The organism is Paenibacillus sp. HGH0039, from assembly GCF_000411255.1.
Taxonomy (GTDB): Bacteria; Bacillota; Bacilli; order Paenibacillales; family NBRC-103111; genus Paenibacillus_F.
This window is the reverse complement of the sequence record NZ_KE150414.1, coordinates 29016-43443: the sequence shown is the minus strand read 5'-3', so window position 1 is coordinate 43443 and position 14428 is coordinate 29016. Positions and strand designations below refer to the sequence as shown.

Sequence of the window (14428 nt, the reverse complement as noted above, 5' to 3'; positions counted from 1 at the left end):
GGATCCGGAGGAACCGGTTCCACGCTTGTCAGCAGCTCACCTGGCCAACGCGGTCCGGTCTGCCGGCTGTCGCGCCGGCTTGCGGATCTGCAGGAGGCCCAGCAGCTGCCGACCCGCCGGCGGCCCGATCGTATCCTGCAAACGGAACCCGGAAGCATCGGTTCCGGGCTCGTCAGCAGCCGCCTGTCCAACACGGTCCGGTCCGCCGTCTGCCGCGCCGGATCTGCGTATCTGCAGGAATCCCAGCAGCTGCCGACCCACGGGGGCCCGATCGTCCCCTGCATCCGGGATCCGGAGGAACCGGTTCCGCGCTCTTCTGCAGCTCACCTGGCCAACGCGGTCCGGTCCGCCATCTGCCGCGCTGGCTCTGCGTATCTGCAGGAATCCCAGCAGCTGCGGGCTCTTGCGCAGTCCGATCGTCCCCTGCAGCCGGGATCCGGAAGCACCGGTTCTGCGCTCGTCAGCAGCCGCCTGGCCAACGCCGTCCGGTCCGTCGGCTGCCGCAGCGGCTCTGCGGATCTGCAGGAGGCCCAGCAGCTGCCGGCTCTTGCGCAGCCAATCATCCCCTGCAGACGGGATCCGGAGGAACCGGTTCCACGCTTGTCAGCAGCTCACCTGGCCAACGTCGTCCGGTCTGCCGGCTGTCGCTCCGGCTTGCGGATCTGCAGGAGGCCCAGCAGCTGCCGACCGACTGCGGCCCGATCGTCCCCTGCAAACGGAATCCGGTAGTGCCGGGACCGGGCTCGTCAGCAGATCACCAGGGCAACGCCGTCCGTCCGCCGTTTTCCGCGTTGGTCCAACAGATCACCAGGAGGCCAATATCTACAGGAACTGGTTCTTCTGCGCCCCGATCGAGATGATCGTGTCCTCACGTCCGAGCCGTTTCTGCGGTGTCTGGAAGGTGGTCTTCAACTGGAGCCGGATCCGGAGCGATTATCTCGCCAGAAAAAGCAGGACTAAAGTATGTAGAGTCTTTTTTGTTCAGATAATATAATAAGAACCAGGAAGGAGTGGGGCTCCTTTCTGGTTCTTACCCTTCTATACTGACTTTAAAATCGTTATGTCTTTCTGTAATATCCACTGATTGGTCAGTGGATATTTTCTTTTAAGGATATTTCGTGGCTCGATATTTTTAAGCTTCAGCTTTCCTTTGAAAGTAACAAACCATTTTTTAGCTTTCGTAAAGAAATACGAGAAAATTTGTTTTAAGATACTTGCGATTATGGCTACAATTACCTTGACCGTTATTTGTTTTGCTACTGAATCTGAGGAAAAAAATTCGTTTAGAATTTCATACATATTTACAACCTCCATTAATCATTTTTTTTGCTTGTCGAGACTTACTTACAACGCTTGCGTTGAATCAATCAATGGCATCACCTCCTTCAAATTTTTTGGAGCTTCGTAGAATAGAATGATAAAACGGCGTTTCTGCAACCCGTAACGGCAAACTTTTTTTTATTTGCTTCAGCTAAGGCTGCTTGACGGCTTCAATTAGATGGTTCATCAAACGGCGGGAAATATACTCTCGATCCGTGGCCATAATGTTCACAAAGATAGAGTAGGCCGTTTCGTCATTCAGCTAACACATTATAAGCAACCCGAAAAAGAACTGAACTCTTAAGGTGTACATATCCTTATGATTACAGTTCGTCTCTGAAATATGCCTACAAACATGCTCGATACGATACTATCAAGCAGAAGTAACTACCTTCCCGCTTATATAGATAGCTGTGAAGGTTATTTACAAGCTTGTTTCGGTGAAAACATAAAAAAGCACTATCGCCGCATCTTTACAGATGGGCAATGTGCTTTTTTGAATTCCGATATTAAAATTATAGCAGGATTAACCGGTCAATAAACGGTAAAAAACCGGTCAAAAAACGGTCGAAAACCGGTCGAAAACCGGTAAACAGAAAAAGCCTACCTGGAAGGAGGCTTTTTTTATATAATATTCGTCCCGTGTTCGAAAAGAAAATGAATCAGTGATTTTCTATAAAACTTGCCGATCGTTCTTCTGGTGGCTTCGTGTAGACTGATAGATAGCGTGCATTTCGGTGTCGTATTAAGCGCTGCAGATCCTGCTCAGTGACGTTAGGATTTCGCGCCAACTCATTTGCAAAACTATGTCTCAGCCGGTGGGGATGCAAAGGCGAGATATGTCTGGATTCATCTTTTTGTTCCCCATCGTGCCATTCAGCTATTTGTTCAAGGATTTTGTTAATGGTTCGTTTATGCATGCGACCGTCAGAATTTCTGTTTTGCCGTCGAGCCCCACTCAAAAATAAAGGGGAAGCAGCTTCATTGGAAACGTCTTTTATCCATTCGTATTCAAGGTAATCGGCAACTGCATTCCTGGCGTCTGCAGACAGATAGACGGTTCCCTCTGTCTTTCCTTTTCCACGAACTCTAACTATTTTGGCGCTGGTGGCTGATCTTAACAAGCGTGGATCCCTGGGGACGACTTGATCCAGATCAACCATTACCAGCTCTTCCCGGCGAAGACCCGTGCTTAAAAGCACGTACACAATGGCTCTATCTCGTAGGGGCCGCGAGTATCCTCTAATATCACTAGACTTTTTTTTGCGGTCCGTTTTCATGTGAAAGCGTTCGAGCCGATCACAGATGTTTTTTAACGACAAAACTTGTTCATGGGTAAGTGTTTTTGGCTCAGGGTCCGGCAACATGATTTGTTTTACACGGTGCATAGGATCTTTCGCCATCAAATGAGGGGCTGCAGCACGCAGCCATTTCGTGAAACCCTTTAATGCTGAATGGTGGCTGTTAACGTAAGATGCCACAAACCCGAACCCGCCGGCTTCTTTGGGATCATATAGAACCTTGAGCCATGCTTCAACATCGCGCTTTACTATGGCACTAACTTTTTGGTGACCATACCGCTCAATAAAGAAGTTCACAAATCGTTTCAAGCATCTTTCTATTTTTTTGGGGTCCGCTGATTCTTCCTGGATCATATCCATGTATTTAGAAAGCCAGATTGTAATATTGTCATCGTCTGGAGAATAAGCCCGGAGAATATTGCTTCTGGTTGTCATATAGGCCCTCCTCCTTCCTTACTCCCTCTGTTTTTTGGATTCACGAATGAAAGCAATCAAATTTAGAACAGCTGCGATTAAACAAAAAATAAAAGCAATCAAAAGGGAATTTTTGTTTTCCAATAATCCTGAAAGAACAATGGTCATTAATGCACCAAACGGTAATATCCAAAATCTCAACGCATTACTATTAAGAAATTTCATATGAGCACCTCCAGATATACGAATTATTTCTCAGATGGAGGAATGGCTCTTTTCAGAGCATCGAAGAGACGTTCCTTTTCATCCAAATTCAGTTTTTTACCATCGAAAGTGATTTGTAGATCTCCTTCATTAAAAAGTGAATCTATATCATTAACGGCATGGTGGCCGCGCTGTTCTGCTGTTCTTGATAATGTATCTTCAGTCCAGTAACCTTTATTACCACATTTCGGACAAGCTGTAATTTGAATGAGTGCTTTGGAACACTCTTTTTGCTCGCCGCAGCAGACCGTTGTCCATTTCATTTGTCCACGCTCCCTATTCACTGAGTGACTTCACCTTTCGCCCATGCTTCAAAGACTCCATGTTTCGTGTATCGTGTTGCTCCGTACTCTGTGACTGCTGAACCTCTCGAAACACTACGCCATCTGATATATTTACATTCTCCCATTAATTATCGCTCTTGGTTTACGTTTCATACTACTCAGATATAGTTCATTTATTATAGCGATATTCCTATCATGAAGTTGTATAAATTCCATTACTTCAAACTCTCTTACATTAAAGTAGGGATGAGAGCTAAGGGCTGCACTATCTGGTCGCCATTTCAGTTTCAAATCCCATTTAATAAATTTCCGGTGTCTGTCAGTTAGTTGGTCGGTAGGAAATAGTTTTTTTGCTTTACCCTCACGCTCATAAAATTTAGAATTCATAACATAGTGCATAAAAACCAATGAACTAATTAGTATTGAAAAAAAGGTAATGTATTTAGGGATTGCCAAACGATCCGCAATCCATGATGTAGTAATTACCAAACCAATCAAAGCGAATAATGAAATCATAAAAGAGCTTACAACGATAAGACAAAATATAATCAGACTAAAAGTTTTAAGAAAGGCCAGGAAAATATCTTTTTTTTCGAACATTAAGCCAACCTACTTTCGTCGTTTCAACTTATTCATTATGATGTATAACAATCCGTACAAACCTTTTTTCCATCTAAGAAGTTATGAATCGCTTTGTATTTCTGACAGGTACTGCACTGGCCAAGAATATTGCTTATACCAAATTTTCTTGACTCAGTTAGAAGCTCTCTCGTTTTTTTATCCATTTCTTCCTTCATTCTTCTTACCTCCAATACAGGACTATATTCATTTTGTGCGATTCGTTTCCTCATAGAGGTTCATCTCTTCTTATCGCACGCACACCTTCGTCTGCTCTCACTAATGATATGCAAGGCTGATGTAATTCCCATGAGTATGAGCAGCGTCAGAGCAACCATCATTAAAAACTTTAAGTAAGTCTGTTTTTAGAGTAGGATTTATAATTTCAGTGACCGGGATACTCATGAGTGCCTTCATTGCTTCTGGATCATGGTCAGTACCTGCAAAATATACTAGCCAACCAATAATTTGCAATAGGGTAATCCCCCCCTTAACTGTAAGTTTTAAGCAATGTTTTTCGATTTTGATTTAGATTGTCTAATTCAATTGTTCGTGATATTATTGATTTAGGAAATCTATTTCAAAAAGGTGGTGCTTTAAAAATGTCTATTAAACTTTTTAATAAAAAGCTTGCTGAGCTACGGAAAATGAAGGCTGAAGCAAATCAACTGAGCCAGGCTTACTATGCTGATGCCCAAATGAAAGCATTCATCAAGCAGTTTGCCACCCAAATTCCCTCAAAAAACGCTGATGTTCTTTGGAGCCCGGAGCTAATGTGGAAATTTAATTTTGACTACGATAGTTTAGAATCTCAGTTCGACTTTCTGACCAAAGAACTCGCTCCGAAAACCAAGCAACAATACTGCGATGGTCTTTATCCCGAATTGCTTGAGGATATTGAAAAATACATCCCATTTCAAAAAAGTTTGCCTGCCGGACATACGCCGGAACAAACTATGGAAGCTACGAGACGAACCATAATTCTGATTGACCAACAAATTAAGCAAAAAAATGATTTTCGCTTTTATAACGGTATGGAAATTAAAATTACGAAAATGAATTTGTTGTTTCTCGACAAAAAAATTCCCGCTGGCAGTTACATAGAATTAGCGAATATTTACATGTCCGAGATTGATAAACGGATCGACTCTTTGCCCAAGCAAGAACCGGTGTCGGCGGCCACACCTAGGCGTGGTGGCAAACGTAATGGCGCAGGACGTAAGAGTCTTGGAGTAAAAAAACCAATTACGATAACTCTCCCGGAGGCTGATTGGATTGAAATAGACAATTTAATTCAATTAGGTGTTTACTCAGGGTATGCAGATTATTTCCGTTCGTTGCATAATGCCACTACAACGAAGTAGTTCGATATTTACATGTACACGATTCCCATGTATTTCAGTTGTTCAAGCTGTCCGTCATTCCAGTTCCACAATCCCTGCTGCCCTTTTGCCGGAATCGGATCCGGTATCATCCGTATGTCAGTCAGTTCCCTGTTCATTTTGTTGCATCACATTTACAATGGTGATAATGTTTGTACTCTTCGATAATCAATTCTTTTTCTTCTCGCTGAGATTGTCTACGCTGCTTGTCCTCATAGTTGGTGTCGACCTTCCATGTAACAAAGTCAAAAGTCGTTCCAGTGGTAGTCCCATGCATGTAATGGTGCAAATGTAACCTGCCGTCCATCTTCCAAAGATCGTAACGCACCTGTCCTAGCACGACCGTGAAACCATTGTGTTGCTCCTCAACTTCACCGTCGATCTTCCCAACAGTATGACCAGTAAGATGGGCAAGGAAGTCTACAGCCATCTTTTTGCTCAGTTTCTTAGCGTCCGCTTTCCTCTCAAGATGGACGCACTCTGCAATCTTTTCTTCCTCGATAATACACTCTAATGCTTCTGCCATCTTTAAATATGAGATGTTTCTATCGTGGCTATACGAGTCGTATTTGAATGAAGTATAAGGTTTCAAACCTTGGAAAGCGAAAACGCCATCGTGGTTCCCGTCAAGGGCATAGATTGTCCAGACCCTTCCTTTGTAATAAAGCACCTTATCATATAGATCTTCAACGCTATTCATTAACAATGCACGCCCCTTATTAAGATACTTGACGCTGCCTTTCAGCCGCCCACTCCCAAGCGTCGAATAACACCCTTGTTAATTCATTAAGTTGTATAACAATCCGTACAAACCTTTTTTCCATCTAAGACGTTATGAATCGCTTTGTATTTCTGACAGGTGCTGCACTGGCCAAGAATATTGCTTATACCAAATTTTCTTGACTCCGTTAAAAGCTCTCTCGTTTTTTTATCCATTTCTTCCTTCATTCTTCTTACCTCCAATACAGGACCGATAAGTTTCCTCATAGAATCACAACTCATTTAAGTAAAAGGTCAAACACATTTTTTCAGATATTTTATGTTAAATTACACTAAATTCTTGCCTCATATCTTTCTTTAATTTTTCTAAAAACTCTACTCTGCTCAAACTTTGTACAGATTCTTTTTTAGAAAGGACATAAACAATAAATGCGACTTTTTCAAATGCTGAGTAAGCTACATCTAGCTCACGTTTGAATATGGAAGCTGTAGCCTTGTCTGAACTCTTTATTGCATGTTCAACAGCGGATGCCGCTTTTTTAACTTTTTGATATAGACAGGACTCTATCGCTGCCCATTCATCTTTTGTTAGCTCATTTTCTAGAGATTTTACTTCAGAGATATTAAACATTGGTAGCCCCCATGTCTTTTGGCACTTTATTCATTTTTACCAACTTGTAGAGCGCACACAAGGCAAATTCGTAATCTTCACCGCGGCTGGCCACCTCAAACTCTTGAACCAGTTCTTCGGTTTCACAAACTTGCGCTGGTCTACCTGGACCCATCGCTCATTCCTCACTTTTGTGCTACATATTTCCGAACAAGTTCAACATTGCTATATAAGCCTCAATAAACGGGTCTAACAAGTTCCCAGGCCAGCCAAACAAACATGACAAGCACCACTAGAACCATAAAATTTTTAATGATTTCAAACCCCATGGACTTTCCTCCTGAATTACATTGTAAAATAATCTTCGAGTAATGCAGTATGCTACTATTTTTTTGCATACACTAGAGTGAAAACAAGAGTGAAAACATAATTTTGCCGCTATGTCTTTTAATTACATCATAGCATGTAGTTTGTCTAAATATTTGAAAAAGTATGGACAAGAATATTCCGTTGTCGGCAATTAATTCTCTTTGAACAGAGTCTTAACTGCCAACCTTTACATTAACTGTAGTTCGTATTGGTACTCTGATTTATAAGACTTTTTATTCACGCACAGCTCGGGAAGATTCGCTTCAATAAGAGCCTTAGCGAAGGCCGGCGGAACGGAGTTTCCGCAGCGTGCAATTTGGGATGACTTTGAAAGTTTTTTGCCGGAAGCATCTCGATCAATGATGTAGTCGGAAGGGAAACCTTGAGCTGCAAATAGCTCATGTGGTTGTAGCATGCGAAACCCTATGTCGACAATTTGATACAGATCCCCTTTAATTAAAACCAGCCCGAATCTGTCCTTAGTCGGTATCGTATGCAGAGGATCATGAAGGTTCTGCCCGATCCCTTCCCCATAATATTTAATAAGGAGGGCTCGCACTTCTCCAGCATGATTTCCCTGCGCGGATATTGTCGGCAGTGGAGCTGCCGTTGATGATCCGTAATTATCTCCTCTGAACTTGACCAGGTGACTCGTAACCAGTGCAAATCGGTTAGCTGTGCTGATTGTATGCAGCGGATCATAAAGACTTTGTCCGCGTGCCTCTCCCGGGGAGACTTCCCCATAATATTTTGATAAGAAGGCAAGAACTGAGTCCGATTGATTAGTAAGGTTCCCAACCGCAGCGTGGGAAGGAACAAAGTAAGGCTCGTCTGTTTCGAGCACGAACCGCCTTAGTCCCCGGGCAATTCGACGTAGAGTTTTTGCTACTAATGGCCGTTTACGCGTGAAGATGGATGGGCACTCGATTGACCAGTCGATTATTTCACCTGCTGATCGCCACGGAAGGAGCCGGCCGGAACGGACTGCCTCGCTTTTAGGATCTCCGTGAGTGGGCTCTGGCCAAACAATAGGGCGGCCGTCACGGCGCATTGCCATGAATAATCTTTCACGGCCGGTGGGTGCTCCATAATCACAAGCCTTTAGTATTTTGGTTTCAACTTCATAACCATGTCGGATCATAGCGGCGATGAACCTTTTATAGGTTTCACCTTTCCTCTCAGGATCAGGCTGCCCATTCTCAAGCAGGGGCCCCCAGGATCTAAATTCCTTAACATTTTCCAAAATTTGAACTCTCGGTTTGACTGTTGCCGCCCATCTTACAGCAAGCCAAGCTTGTCCGCGCAGTTGTTTGTTTTTGGGCACTCCCCCTGCAGCTACGCTGTGATGGGTACATGATGGACTTAGCCAATTAAGCGCCACTGATCGGCCGGCGGCCAAGTCATAAGGGTTAACTAGCCATACATCTTCCTGATGATGTGTCGTATAGGGATGGTTCACCTGGTGCATTCCGATTGAGTCTGAATCGTGATTTATTGCGTGATCAAAGCTTGAACCTGTTGCTTCCTCGTAACCGATCCCTACACCACCGCCACCACAAAATTGATCGCATGATACTTCCTTTTGTAATATCACTGGAAGCCTCCCCATTCATTTCATAGTAGTCTCTAACAAAGAAATAGGCTGCCTCAATTCGGCAGCCTACTCTCTTCTTTAAGTCCGCCGCGGCTGAGTATGTATTAACCGATCATCTTGATAAAGTTGGACAAGATGGTAGGCTTTAAGCTGTTCCGGAATAGGCAAATCGTTTGGATTGCAGCCGGGACAGCAGGCATATGAAACGTGAGTGATTGTCTTCATCCATTTAGGGTTGGTGTGAGGACGAACCAAGTAATTGTAAACCAGCTTATAGCGAACCAGGCGGATAGAACCTGTACGCTGCTGGCAGTAATCACAATGAAAAGATAGAGCGCGTCCGGATCGAATAAGTCGCCAGGGTCTACAATTGGGTGATCCTGGCGATACCGCACTTTTCGATCATGGTCGATGATTTCGTATACGTTCCCATACATGCCCCGCAACAGCGTATACCTGGTGTCTCGATGAATCCATTTTCGATTTACCTCTGGCGTGTTGCGGTGGCCGTTTAAGCTTACGTAGACCATGCTGCTTCTCCTAAAATCAAACAGATAATATTTGTCTAGTTTTAATCAGCGTACCGGCATATTTGTATCCGAGAATTTCTTCATAGTCTTCACCCGCGGACAGACGTTTCTCAAATTTCTCGTATGTAACTCCTGTGTAGTCAAAGAAATTTTGTTTAGCCAGATCAAACGATGAATAAACGATTGCATCTAACAAATCTTCATTCGAGAATTTGATTAGAACATAAAGTAATTTTGTTTCATCCTTTCTTTCATGAAATTTGATGCGGTGGATGTCTTCTGGCTGGAAAGTACTCGGAGAAGGCCACCAATAGTCAAATTTAAACTTTCCAATTTCCTTTATTACTCCACTAAAGCAAGATCCATTCACCAACTCGAAAGTGACAAAATCCCCCGGGTTAATTACTTTCAATTTGGATGGATCAATGGGTTGACGTTGTTGCATAGGTCATCGAGCTCCTTCGTTTTTAGTTTGAATTACCAGGTTGATCTATATCGCTTGCTTGCTGCTATAATCATATAAATGCGCGGGGTATTCTTTCGACTCAATCAAATTTGAATAACGTTCTTCTACAAACTTCACTGCCAGAAAACTAGCTAAATCTTGGGAGTACGGCACTACATTAAGGCTTGAGAATCCATTGGGATTGTCCTTATCGTTCTGAACAAAAAACACGCCGTACGTATTGCGAGATAGAACATCACAGTGAATAATAATTGCGTTCATTCCCCGTATTAGGACATTAAATAATAAGAAGGGTATTGCTCTATCGCTTACTTCTTCGCACACATACAGATAGTTGGACGGCTTATACTCGACAAGGGAAGTTCGTGTACGACCTGCTTGCCACTTACGTATCGTAATTCCGCCTGTTCCTGCTGCACAATCATAGGTAGTACCTTCGTCCACACCAGTTAATGCCGTGAGCAAGTCAGCAACACCTACAGGCGTGAAGTCTTGTTTCTTTTGTTTCCGATCAGCATGTTCGTCTTGGAAATAATAATGGAACCAGTCATAGGATACATCAAAGTTGAACGCTTCGAGAAACTTCATAAATAATTCTTCCCGTCTTTTACGGTCGTACAGAATTTCCATGATTTTTGTTGGTGCTTGGTATGAGTCGTTTATTCCGAGTAATCCATTAATGTTTTTCATTACTACACCTCGTCAGTTTTAGTTAATTACAGCCTTAATTCTTCCGTGCCCCAAATTGTTCGAGTTTTAAGTATGTAGCGTAATCATTTAAGGGTAATAAAATACGAATTTAGGGCACAGAAGAGATATTCTGTGCCCTAAATATAACATACTAAATTTTGTATGACAATATTTAAAATAGTCGTACAAAAATAAAATTAGTACTACATAAAATAAAAAGTATGACATTTATTAAAAAAGTGTAACAATTCGCAGAGTGTGGTATACTCTATATAAAAAATGTTGAAAAGGTGTGATTGTATTATGTCACAAGTGAGAATTGCTGGTGAATCTGAAGTGAAGAATAAATATCAGACAACCATTCCCGAAGATATTAGAAGGAAAGCAGAATTAGGAATTGGTGATACCCTCATATGGAGTTATGACCCCGACACTAAGCAAGTTTCTATAACAGCTAAACCTAAATCTTTCTCCGACGCACTTTGGGGTTTGGGTGAAGAGATATGGCAAAAGCAAACGGGCGATGAATATATCAGGAATGAGCGTGAAAATTGGTGAAAATGTCGGACATATATCGGGTATGCTTAGATACGAATATTTTTATATATGTGTTTGAAAAACATCCGCAGTATGGTGAGAAATCCAAAAAAATACTGGATTTAGTCGAACAGGGGAAGATAATCGCTTTAGCTTCAACAGTTACTCTTACAGAAATTTTAGTTAAACCTCTAAAAGAGGGACAGTCGAACATAGCCAACAGATATAAAGTTCTGTTTTCCCATTTTCCGAATCTTGAGTTACTACCTGTAAACGATGTTGTAGCCCAAAGAGCAGCTGCATTAAGGGCCACATATGGAATGAAAACTCCGGACGCATTAATTTTGGCTACTGCTATAGAAGGGCATGCTGAAGCGTTTGTTACCAATGATTTGAGGCTTAAAGACGTTGAAGAAATCAAATGTATCAGTATAGAAGAACTCGAAGTTGAATAACCAGGCAACGAAGCTCTGTAAAGTCTCATGTAGACTGCAGGGCTTTTTTTGTTTCATTTCTGGACAAAGTAACTAAAATAGGACCGGCATTGCAAGATACTACCGGTCCCCTAACACAACAACCAAGCACAATGCAGCAAATGAAAGCGATGTCCACCTAATATAATTACCATTGACTACCATGTAAATATTTGGTAGCATTACGTGGTGTGATACTTTAATAATACAATTATGGAAGAAATGTACTATTAATGCTATTGCAAAAACTGTTCTAAGGGAGAGAGCCATGAAGAAAACTATTCTATCTACTTTATCCGCCGCACTTATTGTCACCGCAATTCCGTACAATGCTTTAGCAGCTTCCCCCAACCATGAGGCAACGTCATCTACTTCAAAAGTCGAGGAAAACACAACGGAATCACTCGGCGCTAATACGGATATCATAACAAAAGATGGAGTGAGTGTTACCATCGCCGCTGGATCAGAGGATTCTGACATCCTTCAAGAAAATTCAAGTGTACGGGCCGAGGCAGAGAAATTCTTGGCTAATCGTCACAATGCTAAAACGGTGACTAACCCTGATAGCTACTCCCCTAAATCCGATCCAATTTGGGGGAATGAAACTATTGTATTGAGCAGGAAGTCAAACGACTATAAAAATGCTGTTAAAAAGGATGTTATTACTTTTGTCTCAGCGGCTGTTACTAATACGATTGGACTCATTGGCGGAATTTTAACCAAGAATGTATATACAACAGCCGCCATTGGAAGTTTCACCACTGCCGTATCTGGCTGGGTTAACAATCATGTAGATTGGAAGTATACTTATACAACATTTTACAAAACGTATAGTGATTACTATGGGAGAGATGTATACTACTATGTAGAGGATATTTATGCAGACCCTTACCGGACGATTTTGAAAAAAACTGTAATTAGTGAACCCCACGTGGACTTAGGCTCTAAAGTTTATCTCACTACTAAAGATTACTATGGTAATTAGTTTTTGAAATAAGTAGTAAGGCGGTGGACGTAATGAAAACTCGCACCCAAAGAATACTTCTAGCCGTCCCTTTTTTAATTGCAGTCATTTTTATTTCAACGAAACTGGATACATTTTTATCCATGATTGTTAATTTTGTTTTTATTTGGCTTGTTGGCACTTGGATTCTTAAAGGAACTAAAGAGGATTAGGTTAACACTCTGTACATTAGGAAATAAACATATCTAAAAAAGCCAGGGTCCCGATTTATCGGAGATCCTGGCTTTTTTAATTCCGAGTGTGGCCGCTCGGAATTGGATTATTTTCGACCGCATATCAATTTCAAAATTTCGAGCAGCCGTTTCCTTTCTTCTACACTCTCCCCATCCAATAACGCTACAACTGCCGCGATAGTCTCATCCTGCGACCTGTATAGCTGTATCATATCAAGGGCATCCATGCTGAGCGCCTCGGCTATGTCGTCCAGAGTTCGGATGGTTACATTTTTTCCTCCGCGCTCTACGTCGCTAATATAGCCACGTTCTTTTCCGCTCGCTTCAGCGAGATCCTCCTGCGTTAACCCAGCATTCAGACGAGCAACCCGGATCGCTTGGCCAATTTCTTGTAACGTATTTTTCTTCATAACACACCGACCCTTTGGTAATACATAAGAGTCTAGTCAAAATTTAAAGAATTATGCACTCCATTTAAATGATACATTTACTTCATCAATGTACTATTTTAATGGTACAATTTATGGTATGATATGTATTAGATTCCTAAAAATACATGTGGAGTGAGTGAAGTGATAGAAAAAGTTACGATTGATTCGAAGGAACGTCGTCGCAAGGAGAGTGATGCTTCGTTATTTCGCGGGGTTTGCAGGGTTGTGGCAGTTGTTTACGCGATCATTGCAATCGCTGCGGCTGGAGACTACTTGCAGGAATTCTTAAGATGAAGCAAAAAGAGATCCTCTAAAAGAGAGGTCTCTTTTTGCTTAGCCCTTTTAGATATGTAGGAAATAGACCTATTGTTGAGTGTATACTCCCGGACCTTTTTGGTATAATAACAGGAACGAATGTTCTTGTTTAAGGGGGGTCTATGAGCAGAGGATATGCAACCAGCGAGGAAGTCTCCTTTATCAAAGAGTATGTGTTAATACCGATCGTCCTGACGGTGTTTGAACGTGACTCCGAGGTCATGAAGCAGGCTCTAAAATCTCCTCAGCCTTATGTCGATGCTTTAGGTCGCGGAATGGACCTGGCCACAATCGAATTGACTCATTTAAAAAATTTCTTTCGATCCAGGGGAATTAAAGTCTATGAACAGAAGCGTAATGAAGTCGGTATTTCGGCCTCCTATGCTTGTCGCGGTTATCGAGGCAGCCTCAGCCTGCTGTGGTCACTCATTGCGGCAGATGTAGATATACGCAAAAGGAGATATTTGGGGGAAAACGTTGAAAAAATACTACACGAAAGTGAAAAAAATCTCTTTCTATGCACTCCCCCGCCCTTTACCTCCCTGTATTAATCCGTACATTTACACTTGAATACTTCATTGAGAATTCGGTAAGCTCGTTCAACATTGGACGGGTCTTTTTGTTTTTCAAGCATTTCTATGATCCTAGCTAAATGGTCATCCACTTCAGCATTATCTTTTCTGTGCTTTATCCAATCCCCTGGTTCAATATCGAGTACTTCTGAGATTTTATCAATGATATTAACAGGTAATCGTTCAATTTTATTATTACAAATATCGTACACGGTTCCATCACGTATCCCAGTATCCAATGAAAATTGTCGTGGAGATATACTTCGGGCATCCAAAATGTCTTTAAGAGTAAAGTAAATTTTCAAAGTCGTCACCTCAAGTTAATCATACCATAAAAAATA

General features: G+C 42.1%; 24 protein-coding genes. 7 read left to right on the top strand and 17 right to left on the bottom strand.

What is annotated here, in order from left to right:
• Positions 1-729, top strand: a 729-nt coding sequence (locus HMPREF1207_RS30085) for a hypothetical protein (RefSeq protein ID WP_036740765.1), incomplete at its 5' end; no start/stop codon positions are given.
• 309 nt (positions 730-1038) lie between these two features.
• Here HMPREF1207_RS30085 and HMPREF1207_RS27855 read toward each other — a convergent pair.
• From HMPREF1207_RS27855 to HMPREF1207_RS29560, 7 genes are all read right to left on the bottom strand, one after another.
• Positions 1039-1299 (bottom strand): hypothetical protein, encoded by a 261-nt coding sequence (locus HMPREF1207_RS27855; RefSeq protein ID WP_009673044.1) that lies wholly within the window; start codon positions 1297-1299, stop codon positions 1039-1041.
• Positions 1300-1982: 683 nt separating this feature from the next.
• Positions 1983-3056 carry a tyrosine-type recombinase/integrase gene (locus HMPREF1207_RS27850; RefSeq protein ID WP_009673024.1) on the bottom strand — a complete coding sequence of 358 codons (1074 nt, stop codon included), beginning with the start codon at positions 3054-3056 and terminating at the stop codon, positions 1983-1985.
• 18 nt (positions 3057-3074) lie between these two features.
• Positions 3075-3260 carry a hypothetical protein gene (locus HMPREF1207_RS27845; RefSeq protein ID WP_016424246.1) on the bottom strand — a complete coding sequence of 62 codons (186 nt, stop codon included), beginning with the start codon at positions 3258-3260 and terminating at the stop codon, positions 3075-3077.
• A 23-nt stretch (positions 3261-3283) separates the two neighbouring features.
• Positions 3284-3562 (bottom strand): hypothetical protein, encoded by a 279-nt coding sequence (locus HMPREF1207_RS27840; protein WP_009673027.1) that lies wholly within the window; start codon positions 3560-3562, stop codon positions 3284-3286.
• Positions 3563-3694: 132 nt separating this feature from the next.
• A complete protein-coding gene (locus tag HMPREF1207_RS27835) occupies positions 3695-4183 on the bottom strand; it encodes a hypothetical protein (RefSeq protein WP_016424245.1) in 489 nt (162 codons plus the stop codon).
• Between the two features lie 35 nt (positions 4184-4218).
• Positions 4219-4380, bottom strand: a complete 162-nt coding sequence (locus tag HMPREF1207_RS30080) for a hypothetical protein (protein WP_009673032.1) — start codon at positions 4378-4380, stop codon at positions 4219-4221.
• 100 nt (positions 4381-4480) lie between these two features.
• Entirely contained in the window at positions 4481-4675 is a 195-nt protein-coding gene (locus HMPREF1207_RS29560; RefSeq protein WP_138918154.1) for a hypothetical protein, read from the bottom strand.
• Positions 4676-4803: 128 nt separating this feature from the next.
• Here HMPREF1207_RS29560 and HMPREF1207_RS27830 point away from each other — a divergent pair, with 128 nt between their 5' ends.
• Complete coding sequence (locus HMPREF1207_RS27830) at positions 4804-5565, top strand: hypothetical protein (protein ID WP_009673026.1); 762 nt, start codon at positions 4804-4806, stop codon at positions 5563-5565.
• An 8-nt stretch (positions 5566-5573) separates the two neighbouring features.
• On the opposite strand, the gene HMPREF1207_RS30630 is transcribed toward HMPREF1207_RS27830, so the two are convergent.
• From HMPREF1207_RS30630 to HMPREF1207_RS27800, 8 genes are all read right to left on the bottom strand, one after another.
• Positions 5574-5702, bottom strand: a complete 129-nt coding sequence (locus HMPREF1207_RS30630) for a hypothetical protein (protein WP_016424244.1) — start codon at positions 5700-5702, stop codon at positions 5574-5576.
• Positions 5699-6283, bottom strand: a complete 585-nt coding sequence (locus tag HMPREF1207_RS27825) for a hypothetical protein (protein ID WP_016424243.1) — start codon at positions 6281-6283, stop codon at positions 5699-5701. Before HMPREF1207_RS27825 ends, HMPREF1207_RS30630 begins: the two co-directional genes overlap by 4 nt.
• Positions 6284-6369: 86 nt before the next feature.
• Positions 6370-6531, bottom strand: a complete 162-nt coding sequence (locus HMPREF1207_RS30075; protein ID WP_009673023.1) for a hypothetical protein — start codon at positions 6529-6531, stop codon at positions 6370-6372.
• Between the two features lie 94 nt (positions 6532-6625).
• A complete protein-coding gene (locus HMPREF1207_RS27820) occupies positions 6626-6934 on the bottom strand; it encodes a hypothetical protein (protein WP_009673030.1) in 309 nt (102 codons plus the stop codon).
• Positions 6927-7088 (bottom strand): hypothetical protein, encoded by a 162-nt coding sequence (locus HMPREF1207_RS29555; protein ID WP_016424242.1) that lies wholly within the window; start codon positions 7086-7088, stop codon positions 6927-6929. Before HMPREF1207_RS29555 ends, HMPREF1207_RS27820 begins: the two co-directional genes overlap by 8 nt.
• A gap of 381 nt (positions 7089-7469) precedes the next feature.
• Positions 7470-8876 carry a DNA cytosine methyltransferase gene (locus tag HMPREF1207_RS27815; RefSeq protein WP_009673035.1) on the bottom strand — a complete coding sequence of 469 codons (1407 nt, stop codon included), beginning with the start codon at positions 8874-8876 and terminating at the stop codon, positions 7470-7472.
• A gap of 546 nt (positions 8877-9422) precedes the next feature.
• A complete protein-coding gene (locus HMPREF1207_RS27805; protein ID WP_016424239.1) occupies positions 9423-9851 on the bottom strand; it encodes a hypothetical protein in 429 nt (142 codons plus the stop codon).
• 45 nt (positions 9852-9896) lie between these two features.
• Positions 9897-10562: a type I restriction-modification system subunit M gene (locus HMPREF1207_RS27800; RefSeq protein WP_009673040.1), complete on the bottom strand. Its 666-nt coding sequence runs from the start codon at positions 10560-10562 to the stop codon at positions 9897-9899.
• A 303-nt stretch (positions 10563-10865) separates the two neighbouring features.
• Here HMPREF1207_RS27800 and HMPREF1207_RS27795 point away from each other — a divergent pair, with 303 nt between their 5' ends.
• From HMPREF1207_RS27795 to HMPREF1207_RS30070, 4 genes are all read left to right on the top strand, one after another.
• The gene (locus tag HMPREF1207_RS27795) at positions 10866-11120 is read left to right on the top strand and encodes an AbrB/MazE/SpoVT family DNA-binding domain-containing protein (RefSeq protein ID WP_016424238.1); all 255 of its coding nucleotides are present in this window, start codon (positions 10866-10868) and stop codon (positions 11118-11120) included.
• 2 nt (positions 11121-11122) lie between these two features.
• A complete protein-coding gene (locus HMPREF1207_RS27790) occupies positions 11123-11554 on the top strand; it encodes a type II toxin-antitoxin system VapC family toxin (RefSeq protein ID WP_036740781.1) in 432 nt (143 codons plus the stop codon).
• Between the two features lie 286 nt (positions 11555-11840).
• Positions 11841-12557 (top strand): hypothetical protein, encoded by a 717-nt coding sequence (locus tag HMPREF1207_RS27785; RefSeq protein ID WP_009673029.1) that lies wholly within the window; start codon positions 11841-11843, stop codon positions 12555-12557.
• A 32-nt stretch (positions 12558-12589) separates the two neighbouring features.
• Positions 12590-12748, top strand: a complete 159-nt coding sequence (locus tag HMPREF1207_RS30070; protein WP_009673028.1) for a hypothetical protein — start codon at positions 12590-12592, stop codon at positions 12746-12748.
• A gap of 107 nt (positions 12749-12855) precedes the next feature.
• Here the strand turns inward: HMPREF1207_RS30070 and HMPREF1207_RS27780 are convergent, their stop codons facing one another.
• Positions 12856-13179 carry a helix-turn-helix domain-containing protein gene (locus HMPREF1207_RS27780; protein WP_009673031.1) on the bottom strand — a complete coding sequence of 108 codons (324 nt, stop codon included), beginning with the start codon at positions 13177-13179 and terminating at the stop codon, positions 12856-12858.
• A 458-nt stretch (positions 13180-13637) separates the two neighbouring features.
• On the opposite strand from HMPREF1207_RS27780, the gene HMPREF1207_RS27775 reads away from it, so the two are divergent.
• Positions 13638-14066 (top strand): hypothetical protein, encoded by a 429-nt coding sequence (locus HMPREF1207_RS27775; protein ID WP_009673021.1) that lies wholly within the window; start codon positions 13638-13640, stop codon positions 14064-14066.
• Here the strand turns inward: HMPREF1207_RS27775 and HMPREF1207_RS27770 are convergent.
• A complete protein-coding gene (locus HMPREF1207_RS27770; protein ID WP_036740762.1) occupies positions 14063-14392 on the bottom strand; it encodes a helix-turn-helix domain-containing protein in 330 nt (109 codons plus the stop codon). The two genes, HMPREF1207_RS27775 and HMPREF1207_RS27770, sit on opposite strands and share 4 nt — an antisense overlap.
• Positions 14393-14428 lie beyond the last annotated feature (36 nt).

What these genes read in the sequence shown, in the direction of transcription:
- HMPREF1207_RS27785 (WP_009673029.1), top strand. Translation starts at nt 11,841, where the DNA reads ATGAAGAAAACTATTCTATCTACTTTATCCGCCGCACTTATTGTCACC.
- HMPREF1207_RS29555 (WP_016424242.1), bottom strand. Translation starts at nt 7,088, where the DNA reads ATGGGTCCAGGTAGACCAGCGCAAGTTTGTGAAACCGAAGAACTGGTT.
- HMPREF1207_RS27800 (WP_009673040.1), bottom strand. Translation starts at nt 10,562, where the DNA reads ATGAAAAACATTAATGGATTACTCGGAATAAACGACTCATACCAAGCA.
- HMPREF1207_RS27825 (WP_016424243.1), bottom strand. Translation starts at nt 6,283, where the DNA reads ATGAATAGCGTTGAAGATCTATATGATAAGGTGCTTTATTACAAAGGA.
- HMPREF1207_RS27855 (WP_009673044.1), bottom strand. Translation starts at nt 1,299, where the DNA reads ATGTATGAAATTCTAAACGAATTTTTTTCCTCAGATTCAGTAGCAAAA.
- HMPREF1207_RS27850 (WP_009673024.1), bottom strand. Translation starts at nt 3,056, where the DNA reads ATGACAACCAGAAGCAATATTCTCCGGGCTTATTCTCCAGACGATGAC.
- HMPREF1207_RS27830 (WP_009673026.1), top strand. Translation starts at nt 4,804, where the DNA reads ATGTCTATTAAACTTTTTAATAAAAAGCTTGCTGAGCTACGGAAAATG.
- HMPREF1207_RS30070 (WP_009673028.1), top strand. Translation starts at nt 12,590, where the DNA reads ATGAAAACTCGCACCCAAAGAATACTTCTAGCCGTCCCTTTTTTAATT.
- HMPREF1207_RS27795 (WP_016424238.1), top strand. Translation starts at nt 10,866, where the DNA reads ATGTCACAAGTGAGAATTGCTGGTGAATCTGAAGTGAAGAATAAATAT.
- HMPREF1207_RS27780 (WP_009673031.1), bottom strand. Translation starts at nt 13,179, where the DNA reads ATGAAGAAAAATACGTTACAAGAAATTGGCCAAGCGATCCGGGTTGCT.
- HMPREF1207_RS30630 (WP_016424244.1), bottom strand. Translation starts at nt 5,702, where the DNA reads ATGAACAGGGAACTGACTGACATACGGATGATACCGGATCCGATTCCG.
- HMPREF1207_RS27835 (WP_016424245.1), bottom strand. Translation starts at nt 4,183, where the DNA reads ATGTTCGAAAAAAAAGATATTTTCCTGGCCTTTCTTAAAACTTTTAGT.
- HMPREF1207_RS27805 (WP_016424239.1), bottom strand. Translation starts at nt 9,851, where the DNA reads ATGCAACAACGTCAACCCATTGATCCATCCAAATTGAAAGTAATTAAC.
- HMPREF1207_RS27790 (WP_036740781.1), top strand. Translation starts at nt 11,123, where the DNA reads ATGTCGGACATATATCGGGTATGCTTAGATACGAATATTTTTATATAT.
- HMPREF1207_RS27840 (WP_009673027.1), bottom strand. Translation starts at nt 3,562, where the DNA reads ATGAAATGGACAACGGTCTGCTGCGGCGAGCAAAAAGAGTGTTCCAAA.
- HMPREF1207_RS27845 (WP_016424246.1), bottom strand. Translation starts at nt 3,260, where the DNA reads ATGAAATTTCTTAATAGTAATGCGTTGAGATTTTGGATATTACCGTTT.
- HMPREF1207_RS27775 (WP_009673021.1), top strand. Translation starts at nt 13,638, where the DNA reads ATGAGCAGAGGATATGCAACCAGCGAGGAAGTCTCCTTTATCAAAGAG.
- HMPREF1207_RS30075 (WP_009673023.1), bottom strand. Translation starts at nt 6,531, where the DNA reads ATGAAGGAAGAAATGGATAAAAAAACGAGAGAGCTTTTAACGGAGTCA.
- HMPREF1207_RS27820 (WP_009673030.1), bottom strand. Translation starts at nt 6,934, where the DNA reads ATGTTTAATATCTCTGAAGTAAAATCTCTAGAAAATGAGCTAACAAAA.
- HMPREF1207_RS30080 (WP_009673032.1), bottom strand. Translation starts at nt 4,380, where the DNA reads ATGAAGGAAGAAATGGATAAAAAAACGAGAGAGCTTCTAACTGAGTCA.